This window comes from Streptomyces sp. NBC_00328 (assembly GCF_036139655.1).
Classification (GTDB): domain Bacteria; phylum Actinomycetota; class Actinomycetes; order Streptomycetales; family Streptomycetaceae; genus Streptomyces.
Genome location: NZ_CP108013.1, coordinates 63389 through 80081 on the forward strand (window position 1 = coordinate 63389; position 16693 = coordinate 80081).

General features: G+C 67.2%; 14 protein-coding genes and 2 pseudogenes. 4 read left to right on the plus strand and 12 right to left on the minus strand.

Translation table 11 applies throughout. From position 1 onward, the window contains the following. Positions 1–31: 31 nt before the first annotated feature. Positions 32–1672 (minus strand): PD-(D/E)XK nuclease family protein, encoded by a 1641-nt coding sequence (locus OG485_RS00225; protein WP_328663253.1) that lies wholly within the window; start codon positions 1670–1672, stop codon positions 32–34. A gap of 469 nt (positions 1673–2141) precedes the next feature. On the opposite strand from OG485_RS00225, the gene OG485_RS00230 reads away from it, so the two are divergent. Beyond that, a complete protein-coding gene (locus OG485_RS00230) occupies positions 2142–3407 on the plus strand; it encodes a competence protein CoiA family protein (protein WP_328663254.1) in 1266 nt (421 codons plus the stop codon). Positions 3408–3804: 397 nt separating this feature from the next. Further along, the gene (locus tag OG485_RS00235) at positions 3805–4137 is read left to right on the plus strand and encodes a helix-turn-helix transcriptional regulator (protein ID WP_328663256.1); all 333 of its coding nucleotides are present in this window, start codon (positions 3805–3807) and stop codon (positions 4135–4137) included. Positions 4138–4203: 66 nt separating this feature from the next. On the opposite strand, the gene OG485_RS00240 is transcribed toward OG485_RS00235, so the two are convergent. The 6 genes and pseudogenes from OG485_RS00240 to OG485_RS00265 form a co-directional block, all read right to left on the minus strand. Further along, positions 4204–5007, minus strand: a complete 804-nt coding sequence (locus OG485_RS00240; RefSeq protein WP_328663258.1) for a hypothetical protein — start codon at positions 5005–5007, stop codon at positions 4204–4206. Between the two features lie 431 nt (positions 5008–5438). Then, positions 5439–6110 (minus strand): hypothetical protein, encoded by a 672-nt coding sequence (locus OG485_RS00245; RefSeq protein WP_328663259.1) that lies wholly within the window; start codon positions 6108–6110, stop codon positions 5439–5441. Continuing rightward, positions 6107–6700, minus strand: coding sequence for a sigma-70 family RNA polymerase sigma factor (locus tag OG485_RS00250; RefSeq protein WP_328663261.1), 594 nt, complete (start codon positions 6698–6700; stop codon positions 6107–6109). The genes OG485_RS00245 and OG485_RS00250 overlap by 4 nt, the downstream gene beginning before the upstream one ends. A gap of 884 nt (positions 6701–7584) precedes the next feature. Beyond that, positions 7585–7740 (minus strand): hypothetical protein, encoded by a 156-nt coding sequence (locus OG485_RS00255; RefSeq protein ID WP_328663263.1) that lies wholly within the window; start codon positions 7738–7740, stop codon positions 7585–7587. A 473-nt stretch (positions 7741–8213) separates the two neighbouring features. After that, a pseudogene (locus tag OG485_RS00260) lies at positions 8214–8342 on the minus strand (IS5/IS1182 family transposase); the annotation flags it as partial. Between the two features lie 101 nt (positions 8343–8443). Next, a pseudogene (locus OG485_RS00265) lies at positions 8444–8635 on the minus strand (SAM-dependent methyltransferase); the annotation flags it as partial. A 169-nt stretch (positions 8636–8804) separates the two neighbouring features. On the opposite strand from OG485_RS00265, the gene OG485_RS00270 reads away from it, so the two are divergent. Beyond that, positions 8805–9488: a hypothetical protein gene (locus OG485_RS00270; protein ID WP_328663265.1), complete on the plus strand. Its 684-nt coding sequence runs from the start codon at positions 8805–8807 to the stop codon at positions 9486–9488. A gap of 31 nt (positions 9489–9519) precedes the next feature. Here the strand turns inward: OG485_RS00270 and OG485_RS00275 are convergent, their stop codons facing one another. The 5 genes from OG485_RS00275 to OG485_RS00295 all read right to left on the minus strand — a co-directional run bounded on the left by OG485_RS00275 (position 9520) and on the right by OG485_RS00295 (position 15202). Beyond that, positions 9520–11499, minus strand: a complete 1980-nt coding sequence (locus OG485_RS00275; RefSeq protein ID WP_328663268.1) for a zinc-ribbon domain-containing protein — start codon at positions 11497–11499, stop codon at positions 9520–9522. Between the two features lie 466 nt (positions 11500–11965). Further along, positions 11966–13432 (minus strand): UvrD-helicase domain-containing protein, encoded by a 1467-nt coding sequence (locus tag OG485_RS00280; protein WP_328674194.1) that lies wholly within the window; start codon positions 13430–13432, stop codon positions 11966–11968. After that, positions 13429–13911 carry a hypothetical protein gene (locus tag OG485_RS00285; protein ID WP_328663270.1) on the minus strand — a complete coding sequence of 161 codons (483 nt, stop codon included), beginning with the start codon at positions 13909–13911 and terminating at the stop codon, positions 13429–13431. The genes OG485_RS00280 and OG485_RS00285 overlap by 4 nt, the downstream gene beginning before the upstream one ends. After that, positions 13908–14768, minus strand: a complete 861-nt coding sequence (locus OG485_RS00290) for a DUF6083 domain-containing protein (RefSeq protein WP_328663272.1) — start codon at positions 14766–14768, stop codon at positions 13908–13910. Before OG485_RS00290 ends, OG485_RS00285 begins: the two co-directional genes overlap by 4 nt. 170 nt (positions 14769–14938) lie before the next feature. After that, on the minus strand, positions 14939–15202 hold the full coding sequence (locus OG485_RS00295) for a helix-turn-helix transcriptional regulator (protein ID WP_328663274.1): 264 nt from the start codon (positions 15200–15202) through the stop codon (positions 14939–14941). Positions 15203–15471: 269 nt separating this feature from the next. Between OG485_RS00295 and OG485_RS00300 the strand changes: the two genes are divergently transcribed. Continuing rightward, positions 15472–16413, plus strand: coding sequence for a hypothetical protein (locus OG485_RS00300; RefSeq protein ID WP_328663276.1), 942 nt, complete (start codon positions 15472–15474; stop codon positions 16411–16413). The last annotated feature ends 280 nt before the right edge of the window (positions 16414–16693 follow it).

Below are 16693 nucleotides of genomic sequence, written 5' to 3' on the forward strand. Positions count from 1 at the left end.
CCTGCCGCGCACGTGTTCTGGGTGCGGGGAGTTACTCGGGGGAGCCTGTCGGCAGACCGGCACACGGCTCGTCGTCGGACTGCGGCTGTTCGTGGGCGCGGTAGTCGAGGTCCGCCGCATCGGGGCACCACCGTCGGACGGGACACCACGTGCACTGGGCGCCGGGCGAGGGGGCCCAGGAGGTGTCACGAATCCAGGTGCGTGTCCGTAGCTGAACCTCGGCCTGAGCCATGCGGACCATGTCCTGGTCTCGTTCCACGTCCCAGGTGAACACCCGTGCCTCGCTTGGGGTGATGACCTCGAGCTCGATCCTGGGGAACGTATCGGATTCGCCGAAGGCATCTTTCGCGGTCCGAGCGATATTGATCAGCCAGGGAATCGGGAAGAAGCGGTCGAAGGCATCGCTCTCGTCCGCGGGCATCTGAGTCGTCGTCTTCGTTTCACGGACAACAACTCTTCCGCTCGGGTCCCGATAGACAAGGTCGGGTCGAGCGGCGACGATCACATCTGCCTTCGCGTCGTAGCCGTAAACGGGAGGCTCGACGGCGATGACCTCCGAGCCTTCAGCCAGAGGGCAGGAACGGCTGTGGGCGACGAGGAACTCTCGGGCCTTCGCGTACTCGTCCGCAGTGAGGCTCCCCGTGAAGACTCCTTCCTGGTCGGGAGGCGCGACGTCCCGCTCGGTGCACTGGGTACCGCGCGTGTGTGCCTGGTCGAGCCATCGGTGAATGATGCGACCGCGGTCCGATGCTTCCGAAGGGTTGTCCTCGGTCGGCAGCCGGAACTGCATGTCGAGGTACCAGCGGGCGGCGCATTTCGAGTAGAGCTCTAGATCGGCGGCGCTGACAGAGCGCGTTGACGGGCCCGGCCGTCTCTGGCCAAGGCAGTCGGTGAGATCTTGCAGACTGGGGCAGCGCCCCGCCAGCTTGCACTTCTGGCACGAGGGCCCAGGCCCGTAGTCCGTGGGGGAAATCAACTGCCTGATGACCGGCCGACCCTGCGCCTCGTAGAGGGCCAGAGCATCCTCGTACGAGTGCTCAAGAACGACCTCGGTGGAACCGTCCTGCAGGCCGACCTCGACGACTCGGATCCCGGTGGGCGGGACCCGCATCTGCAGCCTGGCGGCGACGTAGCCGGCGACTGTCGCCCCGCGGTCGCTTTCCTCTGTACGACTGCGTGCCCTTTTCATGCGCAGACGGCGGATCTCGCGGACTCCGTCGCCGTTGCTGTAGAGAAATGCCCAGACCTTAATCTCACGGCCCTGGCCGCCGACAACGGGGTCCAGGGTGGTGAAGCGCATCTCCCCGTGCTGCGCCTCGAGTGCGTCGTGTGCATCCAGATATTGCTCCACCGCGTGTGCGACGTACCTTCTCAGCCCGGGGTGGAGATTGTCAGAGCGCAGCGCCATCTGCTCGTTAAGGGCTTCCTGTAGACCTTCCCAGGTGATGGTGCGCACGTCACGGTGGAGCGCCACGACGATGTCCCGGATCACGCCGAGCATGAACGGTTCGTCGCCGTAGCGACGCTCCCAGCCTTCGACGGCAAAATCCCGGCGCGCCTTGGCTGCCGAGAAGACACCACAATGAGCAGGATGGCTCTCCGCGTCCGAGGCCCAGACCCGAAGGCGGCCTTGATGGAGTTGGAGCTGCTCCCGCAGGTCCTGGGTCGACACTGACCGCACCCCCTATAGCGTGGACCAGCAGGCGTTACTGCAGGCACCGCAGTATAAAACTGCCTCAGGCATGGACGTTTCGGATTTGACACTGGCAAGTCCATTCCGATAGCCGACGTGCGGCGCGTACGGCTTGTTCCGCCGGCGGCCCTCCCGTCGGGCCGCCGCGGCGCGCGAACGCCGGGCTGGACGGCGCAGCAGCTTCTCCTGGCGCCGCCTTCTGTCCCGCGGCCGACGCAGCAAAAGCACCCGACACCGCCCGTCGGCTGATGCCCAGCCGTGGATGCCGGGCACGACATCCCTGGCATCCGCTGGGCAGCACACGAGCCGGCTTTGGTCCCGCCATCGGCATCTGCGGCTGCCTCCCCAGCATCACGCAACTCTCAAGTTTGCAGACCCCGTTCCCGGGGACGGCCGGCAGGCCCCGGCGCTCTGTCTGAACCCGTTCTCTGCGCATACCGTGGAATGCATGGCCAACGGGGTGTTTCACACCAGGTACGGCATAGAGATCAACCTGCACCGCAAAGACCTCGCCAACCCAGATCGTGAACACCTGCTGGAGGAGATCACCCAGCCTGTCGGCCGGCGCGCCCGCGACCTGCTGCAGTGTTTGGAGGACCGCAACGGGGGCGAATGCCAATGTGCGCTGGACGGCAAAACGCCCTGGATGTTCGTCCGCCGTCAGCGCCGCAACGGCCAACTGGTCTGGGAGGCGGCTCACCTGCCGCTCACTCACGTCGCAACACCCCAGGAGAGTGACAAGCACAAAGCAATGAAGGAGCGGATCGCCCGTACCGCAACGCGGCACGGTCTGGACGTACAGACTGAAGCACGGTCCGAAGACGGACGAGTGATCACCGATGTCCTTGTGACCGGAGCCGGCGCACGCGTCGGATGGGAAGCTCAGTACTCCCCCATCACCGCCAACACCGTCCGCCGGCGCTCCGCCAAAGCCCGCGCCCGCGGCATCGCGCCCCTGTGGGTGACCGGCGACGCGAGCTCCCAACTGATCGACAGCGCCCCCTGGACCCGCGTCGACGACGTCCCCTGGCAACGCATCATCTCTCCGCTCGCCCTCATCATCCGCGCCGGGGTCCGCCACCTGCAGATATGGAAATGCACCCCCGTCAGCGAGCGTGCCTGCCCCGATACGGGCGACGCCTGCGGCAAATGGCACTGCGGGTGGTACCTGGCCGCCCTGTGCCTGCCCCAGGAACGTGCTACCGCGCTCGACGAACTCGTCATCACCAGCGCCGACGGCGAACACCTAGCCGTGCGCTCCCGCAGCCCCCACGACCCACGGCGCGTCACCTACCTGTGGGCACTGGCCCGCGATGTGCAGCGCTGGCGCGAGATCACCGGCGAGTCCGACGCCCCTGCCGAACCCGACCAGAGCGACGACGAACACGTCACCTACACCGAGGAAGAAATCGACGGCTCCTGCCGGTACGGCGAAGACGGCCCCCACACCAGCAGCCCGCGCCCCCTACGCGAGACCACATCCGCCACAGGGCTCCACACCTTCGACCAGGCACCCGACCACACCCTGCTCCAGCCCAGCCGGCCCATCGCTCTGCATCTTTCCCCCCGTGAACGCCTCGTCATCGCCGCAGATCTGAAATGCCCGCCCTGGGAAATCGGACCCTGCACCCTGTGCGCCACCCCCATCCACCGCTACGGCCCCCGAAGCCCCCTCGCGTGCCCCACCTGCCGCACCGCCACTCACCATCCGTAACGGGAGCGATGTAGAACCTCCCCGTGTCGCGGACTTCGACTTCTTCTGCGCTGCCGTAGCGATCTTCGTAGAACTCGCGTTCGTGCTCAGCGGCCGCTCGGGCGGCGGGACCGCTCTCGTCACCACGGCCGCCCACAAAGCGGACCGCTGGAGTGTCCGCGACCGTGGCTGGGAACAGCAGTCGAAAGCGCCGTGGAGAGCGGCCGTCAGGGTGATATTGCTGCCGGGGCGCGGCTGTCTGGCCGGGCGGCGTATGTGCAGGCCAGACTGGGTGCGCGGCAGGTTGGAGCAGATGGCGTTCCGTGCTTTTTGCGCGAACCGAGTTTTTAGTTAGAGCTAAAGGTGGCATCCTAGTTGAGGCAACGTTCCTTGCTGCCAACGGACTTGGGGGTCCTCTATGAGTTTCTTCGCTCGAGGTGAGAACAGCACAGACTTAGCCGGTGCGCAGTTGGCCCGGCAGGCGACTGCCTCTCTGGCGGGGATCCTGGCGGGCCTTGGCAGATCGCGTTCCGACCTGGCCAAAGCGATGGGTGTCAGCCCGGGGCGCGTGAGTCAGATCATGTCCGGGGACGCCAATCTGACGGTCCGCACACTGGCTGCAGCAGCCGAGGCGCTGGGAGCCCAGGTCGAGATCACGTTCTCGGTACATCCCCAGACCGCTGGCGTGCCGGCGAAGGGCAGCGGGGACTCATCGCCGATGCGCGGTGCCGGCCTGCCGTCGCATCACTGACGAGACATCTGCTGCCGGCCCCGCCGACACGGCGTGTTCCTACACTCGCGTAGATGGCCAGCGCTTTCAGCGGCGGCTGCGACGCCAGGACAGCCGGCGCTTCTGCGGCGGCACCGAAGCACCGTGGTGGGCGCCGGCATTGAAGGCACCGGTCCGCAGGGCTTCGAGTGCAAAATATTCGGATCGGCGGCCGTGCAGGTAGGCCAGCATCACAAAGTGCTCACACAAGGTGCGGGCTTCCGCGAACGCGCTGCGGCAGGCGAATTCCTCGTCGGCGTCCGGTTCCCTTTTGAGCCAGGGGGTCTGGACGTTGCACGCATCGTCGATCTTCGTCTGTACTTCGAGTGCCCTGTCGATCGCCTTCTCGGCGGACTCGTACTGGGCCTTGATCGACTTGATGACGGCTGCATGGTCCTGCCGGGCCAGCAGGTACTGCTGGAGTTCATGGATGAACAGGCGCAGCTGCCGCGATTCCCTGAAGTCGGCGAGAAAGCCGGTGCTCCAGTTCAGGGCGTCGGTGCGCATCCGGTACTCCAGGCGCTCCAGGAGCCACGCGACACCCAGAGTCATGAACTTGACGACCGGCTGGGCCGTGCCGTCCTGGCGGCGGCGGGGGGCTGCCGTGGCACCGAGCGCGAAGCCTGCCGCCGCCGGAGGCACCTTCGCCAGGTGCGGCAGCAGCAGGCCCGCTCCGATGGCGATGGCGCACATCAGGGCGACGACGCTGAATGCCAGAGCTGCGGAGCGGTGCGTGCCCAGCAGCCGCCCCTTGCCGCTGAACTGCCGCAGCAGGCCGAACCAGGCGACACCCGCGCAGATCACGGCCGGTAATGCGAAATCGGTGAACCACGTCTGTTGATACCAGTGCATGTACGGCCCCAGATTTTCCAGTGAACAGGCAGGACCGTCGCCCGACGGCAGAGGTGAGGCGGGCTCCCCCTCGGCACCTGCGCCCAGCCCTCGCCCATGACAGGCGAAAATGCCCGGCATAGGTACGGCCCGATAATCTCACTCTGCGCTGCCCTTGGGTCTCACTTTGAGCAACGTGAAGTGACGGATTGCATGAGATCCGGCCACCCTCAGAACTTTCAGCGGCACCGTCCCGAGCTCCACGCCCCCTCCCCGGCAGGCATGCGAACTTTGCTGCTGGGGGGCGACGGCCACCGCCTCCTGCACTGCTCGCACCGTGCCGACCGACCGACGACCGGCTTGCGGCGGACAGACTTCCGGTGAGCGGGCGGCCAACCAGCGGCGAGCGTTGCGGGTGCCGGTGCGCATCGGCCGGCCGCGTCGCTGGGGCATCAGCGGCGGGTGAAGTCGTGGAGCCGGTCGGCCAAGCGCCGGTCGGGGCGCTGGACGATGATGCAGGAGCCGGCCTTCGCGGTGGCGAGGCGGTCGACCTCCATCTCCAGGCCCCCGGTCGGGGAACTGGCGTGGCTCAGGCCGGACTTGCGGACGTAGGTGGCAACGCTCTCCAGGAAGGCGAGGAAGGCGTTGTCGGGTGCCTCGGAGTCCAGAACGCTCTCGGTCACCTCATGCAGCCAGTGCCGTGCCTCACGGGCCTCGCCCAGGGCGAGGTGGTGCAGGTGCAGGCAGTAGGCGGCCGCACGGTGCCCGGCGCCCGCGGCGAGCTGCCACCAGAACTGGGCGCTCTCGGGATGACCGGTCAGATGGAGCAGGCACGCGAACACCAGCGCGCCGTCAACATCCAGATGACCGACATCCAGAGGAGCATCGGGTTCCTGCGCGAGACGGTCCACGTGGTGGGCCGCGTCCGGCTTGTTGAGGATCCACCGGCACACCGTCGACAGCCGCTGGCCGGCCTGCGCGGCACGCAGCATGTCCGGGTTCGGCCGCGCCGCCGCGCCGGCCGCGTCCGCGGCCAGGCGGCGCAGCGCTGCGCCCACGTCGAACCCGTCGCGCAGTGTGGTGGTGATCCGTGCGTCGGCGAGGAGGTCATCGATGGCAGTCACTGTCCTGCTCCCTTCTTGACGGGCCTGCCGGCGGGAGCGGGCAGGCCCAGCTGGATGCGCAGGCGTTCCCTGCCCTTGCGGCCGTGGTAGTCGACGGTGCGGGTGTCCAGGCCCATGTAGCGGGCGATCCGCTTGGTCGGATAGCCGAGCAGATGGCGCAGGACGATGACGGTGAACTGGCGGGTCGGCAGACCCAGGATCGCCTCGTAGAGGCCGCCTGCCGCACCGTTGATCTCCAGCTGGTTGCGGACCGCCTCCAGGTTCTTGGCTATCGGGCCGGCGATGAGGAAGGCCGGGGGCCGGTTGTCCTCCTGCAGACGCTGGCTCACACCCCGGTGCAGCACGGCGAGCGTCTGCTGCTCGAGATCGCCCTGCTGCAGCAGCTCGTCCCAGCCGCCGAGGATCTGGAGGAACACCTGATGCACCACCTCCTCCGCGACCCGGCGGCCACCGAGGTGGATCACCGCGAAGTCGTGGAAGAACTCCTGATGCCCGAGGTAGAAACCCTCGAAGTCGAGGGGCAGATCAGGAGGGGCCGCATGACCGCCGTCCTGGGGCGACACGTCAGTGCTGACCTCGCCAGTGCCCATGAAACCTCCAGGCGATGCAAGCACCGTCTGCTCCTCGTCGAGCAGCGGCGCGTATCCAGACGCGGACCAACCGGCCCGCGCAAGGCCCCAGTTGATCGGGGTCCTCAGGCACCACACTCTCGATTTCGGAGGCGTAAGACTCATGCCGACCCCGGAAAAAATTACTCACCGATCATCAACGTAAGCGGAACGTTAGTTCTCTGTGGGTCATCCTGTTCGAGACAGGGCCCGTGAGCAGCGGCAACGCGTAAGAGGAGCACGGTCCTGCCGGTAAGAACGACCACAACCGTGGCGCACGTCACACCCATTGAGTCAGCGCCCGAACGCCCAGCCCGCCAACAGACGCCACACCCTGACACCCGCGCGCAGAACCGATCCACCATCACCCGTTGGAGCGACACCGCCCCCAGCCGGAAACCGGCTCCGCACCGCAGCCGTCTTTACCCATACCAAGGTCAGGATCTTGCACCCCGAGCGGGACGACACCGGAGCAGCCGCCCCGGACCCCGTCGGCACGTTCCCGTTGACCGCCTAGAACGGATTGTCTGGGTGGTGGAGGGGTTCAAGTCCTGGTGGTTCTTCCTCGTCGTCGAGGACGTCGGTGCTCTCAGGCACACCGAAGGCCGTACGTATCTTGCCCGCTAGTCCTTCGCCGATACTGCCACTGCTCGTCCGTCAGATCCGTGTCATAGGCCCGGACCCGGTCGGGCTGGTCGCAAGCGTTCCCGAACCGGTGAGCGAGGCAATCACACGAGGGTGACAGCGAGTTGGACTCCGCGGGCGTGAACGCGTACCCCTGCTTTCATGCACGCTCCCGGCGGAATCACCCGCCCCGGCCACTCTTTTCGATCAAACCGCACTCAAGATCGATAGGACAACGGCTTCTAAGGCATTTCTTTGCCCTCGTACCACACGTCCCAACCGCTGGGGTAGTCGCAGTTGTACGACGGCAGCGCCTGTGCCGGCGTCCCGGACAGCCCGACCAGGGCGGCGCTGAGGACGGCGGCGGACAGCAACGACGTGATTCTCCGTGATCGCATCCTTGGCTCTCTGGCTAGTACGGGCCTCATTGTTGAGCGGGGGTGAGGGAGGTTAACGCTGCTCAGGGGCCGCAGGGATCTTCGTCGCGACCCCTGCGGGATGTGCGCGGAGGGTGTGGGGCGTGCCGCTTGCCCCAGGCCTCAGAGGATTGGCCAGTCAGCGTGCACAGGTCAAGATCGGCAGATCTGAGCACTTTCAGAGGGGTTCTGGCCGGGGAATGTTCGCTTTGTGGGACGCGCTTGGGCGAGGATACTTGGCGCCAACCGACTGCGGAAGACCTCGATCGGCTCACCATCCGAAGGACGGCTGCGCGGGCGCGGCCCACGTCAACCGCACAAGCGACGCGGTCCGCTCCACCCGTGCCGGCGAGCCATCCGCGGATCTGTGAGAGCCGAGGGTTCCCGGTTGGGTGTGGCTCCGGGCCGCCCGACCGGGGGCTCCGCTTCCGGGACGTTCGCCGAGCACTGGCGATCCCAGAGTAGAAGGACCGGTCGGCCGCGATTCGGTCGATCGGCAGCAGCGTGCCGTCCAGGATCACGAATGCCTTGGTGGAGGCGGTGCAGGCCGCGGTCCGCAGGTCGGAAGCCAGCGCGGCAAGGACCGCACCCGCAGCAACCGCTTCAAGCGCTGAACACTTTGCAAAGAACCCGCTGCAGGCGGTCGCGAGCCGACAGGTCGGCATCGACAACGACGAAAGGCGGATCAGCGCGCCGGCTCAGACGTGCCTCGCGCCTGGTCGCAGCTGGCGACCACCAGGTATCCATCGCTCTCGGGGTCGAAGGTGGTGGACTGCACCGTAAGCCCGACACTGCGCAACTGCGCCACGAGGTCCTCATACCGGTAGGGCCAGATGGACAACCGCTCCGAGCAGGCTCGCACTGCCCCATCCGGCTCTTCCGCCTGCCTCATCACCCACCGGCATGTCCAACGCCTTTGTTAGGACCTCTAAGCGCTCAGTCTCACACGTTTGGGATCGGCCGTGTTCCTGCTCTAGGCCGAACTCCAGGTGCTCGATGTCTCCTGTGACTTGGCCTGAGACGGCGAGCCGGCTTTCAATGGCCCGGTGACGCTGACACGCCCGCTTCCGGGCAGCACTCTCGAGACGATCGCCGACTTGATCTCTCTGGAGCAGATCCTCGCACTCCTGCAGATGCACCGCCCGGTTTTCCACTCCGAAGCCGATCTCCAGCACGGCTTCGCCCGGGCGTTGTGGGAGGCGGCCCCAGAGGTACGGTCCCGACTGGAGGTGCCAGTACGTCGCGATGACCGGGCGGAGTACCTGGACCTGCTGTGTCTGGGACCGACAGGGCGTACGGCCATCGAGTTCAAATACGTCACCCGCCGGTGGTCAGGCACAGTGGGGACGCCCGCCGAGGAGTACAGCCTGCGGAACCACGGCGCACCGGACGTGGCGCGGCGTGACTTCGTACGCGATGTGGAAAGGCTGGAGCGCTTCTGCGATCGAACTGACCAGAATGGCCTCGCGCTGCTCGTGACGAACGAGGCGTCGCTGTGGAAGCCCCAGCCGCCGGGCCGCGCGCGAACCCGTGACGACGAGTTCAGGATCCACGAAGGGCGCATCCTGAAAGGCACCCTCCTGTGGGCTGAGGGCACATACGCTCCCAACACCCGCGTACTGCGCGGCGAGTATCCCCTCCGGTGGCGCCGGTACTCGCAAGTGGGTGGCAGAGGAGGCGAGTTCCGCTACCTGGCGGTCTTGGTTCAGCCGAAATCTGGCCAGACCTGAAAGGGGTATGCGACTCGGTGTCATCGCTTGCTCAAGCGCCCTCCTGAACCGCCTCGCGTGCCGGTTGTTGTTCTGTAGCGCCGTCGTCCGGCTCACCCACGGTGAGGCAGTCGATTGCGTAGGCAAGCCAGACCTCGCTCGTCACCCGGCCTCGCGCGCCCAACTTCTGACCGTTCAGCTGGGCCCATTGCTGGACGCGATGCTCTTCGAGTAGTCCATCTGACCCCAGGGCATCCAACCGGCCCGCCTTGCTGAGCCGATAGGAAGCTGTGATCCGATCGGGGACCCGTCCGTTCACGCCAACTTCGATCCCCTGCTCCCGAGCCCAGGCACGTGCATCTCGGGTCTCAACACTGGAGATGGTGGAGCGCTGCTGTTGCTTGGTCTGATTGCGTAGGCATCCGCAGCTCTTGGTATTACCCGAGGTGACCTGGGCCTGGACAGCCGTAAAGGGCGAATTGCCGCAAGCACACTGGTAGTCGCGAACGATTTCTGCGGATCGGACGGGGTTTCTGTACGGGGCGTCCACGGGCGTCAGAAGGCTGTCGTGGTGGGGTTCCGTCTCCTTGAGCCTGCGCGGGCGCGGAGATGCCACTCGTTCGGGTTTGCGTCGTGGGGGTCGCAGTTCGCCCCATACAGCGAGAATGTACGCATCAGCCTGTTCTTGGCACTGTGCGCGCCTCCTGGCGACGTAGTCGTCGAGGCCGGGAACGCTGTCAGGGATGCGATTTCGGATGGCGGTCGCCACTGCGCATGCCTGCTGATAGGGATCCGACCGCTCCGGTATCGGCACGCTCAGCGCTTGGGGCGCCTCCAAGGGGGGAAGATCCCCCACCCTCACGTGGACGAGCAAGTCTAGTTTGTCGGCTGCGGCTAGGACCTGGCTCTTTTCCGATTCGAACTGCTGGCGGTCCCTCTTCTTGACTGAGTGGTGATACGAACCGTCGTACTCGACTCCGATCCGGAGCCCGCCCTGTACATGGAAGACGGCGTCGACTTCTACCGCCTTGTAACGCCAGTGATCGGGTTTGTGCAGAGGTGGCACTGTGATCTGGTGTGAGGCGAAATCAGTCAGGCCGTCTGGTAGGCGGGCGTCCCGCGGCTGGGGCGGCACGTAATCCATCAGCCCCGCGAGCTCGGCGATGAGCCGGACTTGTTCTTTCGAAGTTCCAGCCGTTGAGCAACGCGGGCAGCGGGCACCCCGGACGCGATTGAGGATGGTTGCCTTCCAACGGTGCCCATGCCGACATCGCCAAGATAGCCTCTCATAGGCGTCTTTGGGGTCGTTCGTGTCCAGCTTCTTCCTGGAGATGTTGTGCTGACTGGTAGACAACTGGCGAGGGTCGATGTCTGGGTCGTCAACCTCGGCGGCGATCTCCGGAAACCACGTCTGCAGCGAGTTCGTGTCATCTATAACGTATCCGGCACAGACCCGGCAGCCGTCTCCTTGAAGTGCTCGCTCCTTGGTCACCGCGTCGAAATGATGCTCGACCTTGTGCCATCTGCCCGTGGTCGGCTCAACGGCCCATGTGCGACAAACCCACGGCGCCCGGTCACGTGCCGCGAAGGATGTGTCGCCTGCCGGGATCAGCCCTCGGTACTGATCGGCCAGGGTCCGGAGGTCAGCGAGCCGAATCAACTGTCGGCAGGCTGGGCAACCCGCTCCAGCTTGGACTCGGTCCTTCGGCCACGCGGGCCAGGGCTTGTGCCCAAGGCCAAGTGGGCACTCCCACAGATAGGGACTCACCGCGACGCCGCGTTGCTGAGCGGTAGCTGAAACTTCCTCGGGCCGGACTGTGTTGTCCGAGTGCCACTGGACCGCGATTTCGGGAATGTCGACGATCATCGTCTTCCCACGTCCGGCGGTGCGCCCAGCCCACCGCTCCTTCACCACAGTCTTGTGCCGGTCCCAGAAAGCGCTGACCTGCGCTTGACGCACCTTCGCCGCCGCTACCTCGGCGTGTACTCGTTCACGACGCACTCTATTAACGTCGTTCCAGAAGTGGCGCATGTCTTGAAGCATGCGCATCCGAGCTTCGCGGTCGCCTCCGGCCGGATCCAAGGGTTCCGGCCGGGGCGGCCACAGAGGTCCTGGGACCTCAGAGGTCACACGAACGTGAAGAGTGGTGTCGCTGGTGCACGCGCCGACCCGCCTGTCTGTGAACATGCCGAGAAACTACAACTCAGGACTGACATTGAACTTCCTTGCAGAAAGTACAAGTTATGGGGCCTGCGTCCCATCCGGTGGCTCCACTCGTGCCGGAGGTTCTGCTCGGCGGGCCGATTCGTGCCCGTGGGCTCGTGCAGGTTCTTGAAGAGTTCGTTGTCGTACCAGGAGTCCCTCTTGTCCCATACCCGGGACAGAGCGTCCAGCCAGTCCAGATGCTCACGCTCGGGCACGTCACAGACCCTGAGGAAGGCCTGGTCTCTTCAGGACGGGCCACAGGCAACTGTGCGACCCTGTCCGTATTCCGGTGTCATCTGACAGGTCTGCCCTCCGGATGATCGTCGATCCAAGACAGGCCACCCATGTCCAGCCGCTGACGGGTTCGTGTGACGGCCACGTAGGCGAGGCGGGCCTCGCTGTTTTCGATCGGGCCTGGGATAGTCCGCCCGTCGACGTCCTTTTGGTCGCTGTCTTTCGGTGGGGTGAAGTCGTCCGCGATCCTCACGCAGGCCCATTCGCGACCTTTGGCTTTGTGAGCGGTCGAGACGATCACCTCAGCTGACTCTTCGGAGACGAACTGGGCGACGGCGTCGAGGATGGTTCCGGTGCCGTGGGTGTCGACGAGGTCGACCAGCGGTTGCAGGTCGCGTCCCGCCGGGTCGTGGGAGGCGTAGTCCTGTAGTTCTCCCCAGGTGGCGAAGAGGACGAGTTCTGGGTGGTTGGTGCGACGGCCGTCCTTGAGGTCCTGGGCTGCCAGTGCCAGGGCGCGCAGGCTGTCGCCTCCGCCTACCAGTCCGACCTTGTGGCCGGCAGCGAGGAAATTCATCGCCTGGGCCATGGCGCCGACGTTGGTGCGGCACAGCACGGCGTCGGGGCGAGTGACTGGGCCGAGGTCGGTGGGCACGGTGTCGGTGCCGGTGAGGCGGATCGGGGCGTCGGCGATGGCGAGCCACCGGTTGGCTTCCGCGGCGAGGTGGGGGCCGAAGCGGAAGGACTGGGAGAGGGCGAGCTGGGTGCCGTCGAAGCCTGTCATGACGTCTTTGGCGCCGCGCCAGTCGTAGATGGCCTGGGCGGAGTCGCCGACCATGACGAGCTGGGCGTGGTCGCGTTGGGCGAGGAAGATCTGTTCGACGACGGGGTTGGTGTCCTGGGCTTCGTCCAGGAGCAGGAAATCGGTGTCGATCCTGGGCTGGGTGAGGGCCCAGATTTTCAGGTAGTGGTCGTGTTCGAAGCGGACTGTGCCGTCGTCGGGGTTTTGCAGGTCGGTCCAGGCTTTGCGGGCGAACGGCACGATGTGGTCAGCGAGTTCGGTGTGCAGTTTCGTGTCTTCGAGGCCGCGCAGGCGCGGGACGTGATGGCGGGCGACGGCCGTGTCGGCGGTGTGGCAGAAGCGGGCCACGGTGCGCAGTGCCGAGTTGGAGAGAGTCTTCTGCGACACGTCGCGTTGGCCGATGCGGACGGCTTTCGTGATGCCGAGGGCGTGGCCCATCTGCCAGGCGGGGCGGCGTGGGGAGTTGAGGCGGTGGGTGTAGCGGTGGCCGATGGCGGCGTAGGCCAGGGCGTGGGCGGTTTTGCAGCTGACGGTGGCCGGGAAGCGGGCGTGGGCGTCCTGGGCGATGGCGCGGTTGTAGGCGAGGTAGCGGCCGCGGCGGCGGGTGGCGCGGGCGAGTTCGGCGAGTGTGGTGGTTTTGCCGGTGCCTGCACCGGCCTGCAGGGCCAGGTGCTGGCCGGCGTGGAAAGCATCGGCGGCAGCTTGCTGTTCGTCGGTGGGCTTCAGCACGGCGCTGCTCCGGTGGTGTGGGTGAGCGCGCGCCCGAAGGCTGCCAGGAGATAGGGAGGGGTAGTGCCGGCGAGCAGGTGCTGGAGTGCACGGTCGAGGCGATCGGCCTCCTGATCGGCGTGCCGGGCCAGGGCTTGGTAGATGGCGTCTTGTACGAACAGGTTCGGTGGTCTTCTCGTCTGTTCGGCGGCAGCCTTGAGAGCGGCGTGCGCGGCAGGCGAGAAGGTGATGTTGATCAAGATCTGCCCGTGCGGGTCGGGGTAGTGCGTGGTAATCACGTCGATGGGGAGTCGTCCGCCGATCTGGTGGCGCAGCCGGTTGAGGGCCTTGGCTGGGGTTTTGGCGCGGACGAGGGCCAGAAAGCGAGTGGCGTCGTGGGTGGCTGCGAGCGGCATCGTGTGGGCGGCCCGGTGGAGTTCGGCCGGTGTGAGAGCTCTGGTCAGGGTGATGTCCAGGGCGTGGTGCCGCATGGTCATGCCTCTTCGCGGTGGGCGGGCAGGGTGTGGGGCAGGCGGGTGTGGAGGTGCGCCGCGTGCTGGAGGGGGTCGAAGACCTGCCATCCGGCTGGCGTGAGATCTGCGGCGTCGGGCGTTGCGGCGTGGGCGTGGCAGCGCTGGGTGCGCCAGCGCAGCTGCTCGGCGTAGGGCAGGCGGCTGAGGTCGTAAACGGCCATGAGTGTTGCGGGCAGCGCGAGTTGGCCGCGCTGCGGACTGGCGGGTAGTAGTGCCCATACGCCTCGGGGGCTGGTGGGATCGAGCACGCGGTGGGGGCAGCGGTGGCGCTGGCGGGTCTGGGCCACGCACCGGATGGCTTCGACGGGCGCGTCGGCGAGGTAGCGGCCCAGCAGTAGCTGAACGACGGGCTGGGCGGGGTGGTCGTTGCCGGCGGCTTGCTCGCAGGCGGCGGGAGGTGTGGGGGTGAACTGGCCTGTGTCGATCAGGCGGCGGGTGCGGACGGCGAGTTGGCGGCGCAGGGATTCCAGGTAGGGGCCGGGCGGCGCGGTGGGGGCGTGTTGCGGGCAGAGCACGTGGTGCGGGATGCGGCACCAGGGGCTGCCGTCGCCGTGGGGATAGGCGATGCCGCCGCTCAGGTGCCAGCGGCAAGGGGCGGGGATCTGGGAGGCGTCCAGTTCCGCGGGGTGCAGGGCGATGGGTCGCTGGTCGGCGCGCTGGTACCGGTCGATCCGGTGGCCGCACTGGCGGCAGCGGCTGCTCTGGCCGGTGCGCAGCAGGCGGCTGGGGCTGGTGGCGGTCACCCGCAGTGGGCGCCGGGGGCGTGTGGTGCGTGGGCTACCGTCCCAGTGGCAGCTGGCGGAGGCGGTGTTGGGGTGCATGGCGGGACCGTGCCAGGCGACACCCCGCGATTGCAGAGAAGGCCGGGCCGGGGTCGCCCGTACAGCCGAACGGCACCGAACATCCGATCCGGTTGGCGCTGAAGCGTTCGATGCGTGCTCGCCGGTTCGGGTGATTCACGGCCCGGGCGCGAGCGGGTGTTGCAGTGCGGTCAGGGATTCGGGGTGCCGGGCGAGGTGTGGTCGTCGCAGAGGGTGTTCAGCAGTTGCTCGATTGGCACGTCGAAGGTGTGGGCGAGGGTGTGCCAGGTGGTGAGGCTGCCGGTGGTGCGGCCGTGTTCGAGGTCGATGAGGGTACGGCGGGCCAGGCCGCTGCGGTCGGCGAGTTCATCGAAGGTCCAGCCGCGCTCGCCCCGCAGGCGCGCGAACTCGACGCGCAGCGCGGTGAAGTCGGGGTCGGGCGGCAAGATCGTCACCCCACCATCCGACGGTGCAGGACCCTGCCCTGTCAGTGCAGACTTCTGCACTATCTGCCGGTGCGGGAGTGACGTTCACAGTGCAGGGATCTGCACTACGGTGCGTGCGTCCCGGGTGCCGTTTGGAGCTCCCGGCAGGACGGTGAGATAGACAGGAGGACGACGGGCCGATGAGGCTTGCCGGCGCGCATCCCGCGGTGCGGCGTATCTGGACGGTGGAACTGTGTTCACGGGCAGGCGGCCCGAGGCTCATCTGTCCGCACTGCACCGTGCGCTCCCCTCCCCTGCAGGCCGCCTCCGCACGGTCTGCCGCCCTGGCGCATCTGGCCCGCCATGCGCGCGCCGACGCGCTGCCGGCGCATCTGCGCAGCTGCCAGTGCCGGGCGCAGGGCTGCTCCTGGCATCTGCGCCATCGCGGCTGCGCCGGGCCGGTACTGCTCGCCCTGACCCGCGACCGCAGCGGCCGCGCCTGGCGTCTGTCCGACACGTGTGCGGCCTGCGCAGCCGCCACCAACCACACCGCCGTCGTCCCAGCCACCCTGCTCGCGCCCCGGCAGCCCGAATACGCCGGCCGCCGCCCCAAACCGCTGGGCGGCCCTGCCGAGCGCACCCGCGTGCGGGAGATGCTCACCTACTTGTCAGCAGTACTCCCCCAGTTCACCTCCCCCGCCGCCCGCCTGCTCGCGCTGCAGTGCGCCCTGCGCGCCGACACCGGCGGCTACGTCCGGCTACCCAGGGGCCTGCTGCGCGGCATGCGGCTGCGCGGCCGCACCGAGTTGTGGGAGGAGTTGGAGCACGCCGACTGGCTGCGCCGTACGGTAGGTCGGCACCCGTACGTGGAGGCACGGCTGCTGGACGCAGCACTCCTCTCCCAGCAGGACAGCCGGGCGCGGGCCCGTGCCGCACAGTGGGCGATGCGCCCCACCCCGCTCGCCGTACCGGCCGGGCTGCCGCCGGCCGTACGGCTGACCGCGCTCGCCCTGGCCTCGCACACCTCAGACGACGCCTGCAGTACCGACCTCAAGGTCCTCGCCCGCCTGTGCGGGCACTCACCCCAGCAGACCGCGGAACTCCTCGACCGGCTCGTGGCATCGCACGCCCTGACCGCCTGGCGGCACAACCGGGAAACCGATGAGGTCTTCTGGTGGCTGCCGCCACCGGCCTGGGCGGGACATCAGCAAGGACCCAGCGGACGGCCGCCCACCCTCTGAGAGACGCCGAGAACTACTTGCCCTCGCACCGCCCGACGACGGCACCGCCAACCGTGCGGACCCGCTCTCACCCACCTTCGGCACTGACACCTCGAGGCACCGACCGGCAGTTGGACGTCCGCGAAAGGGCGCGTGCTTCGGCGACCTCGCGCGGAACCCCAGCCCGGCTGGGACTGCAAGCGGCATCGACCTCTACCTCCATGCACTGACAACCACCGCCAGTAGGGCGCTGATCAGGGTGAGGGTGCTAGCGAAGGCGACGGCCGCCTGGGTCATGCAT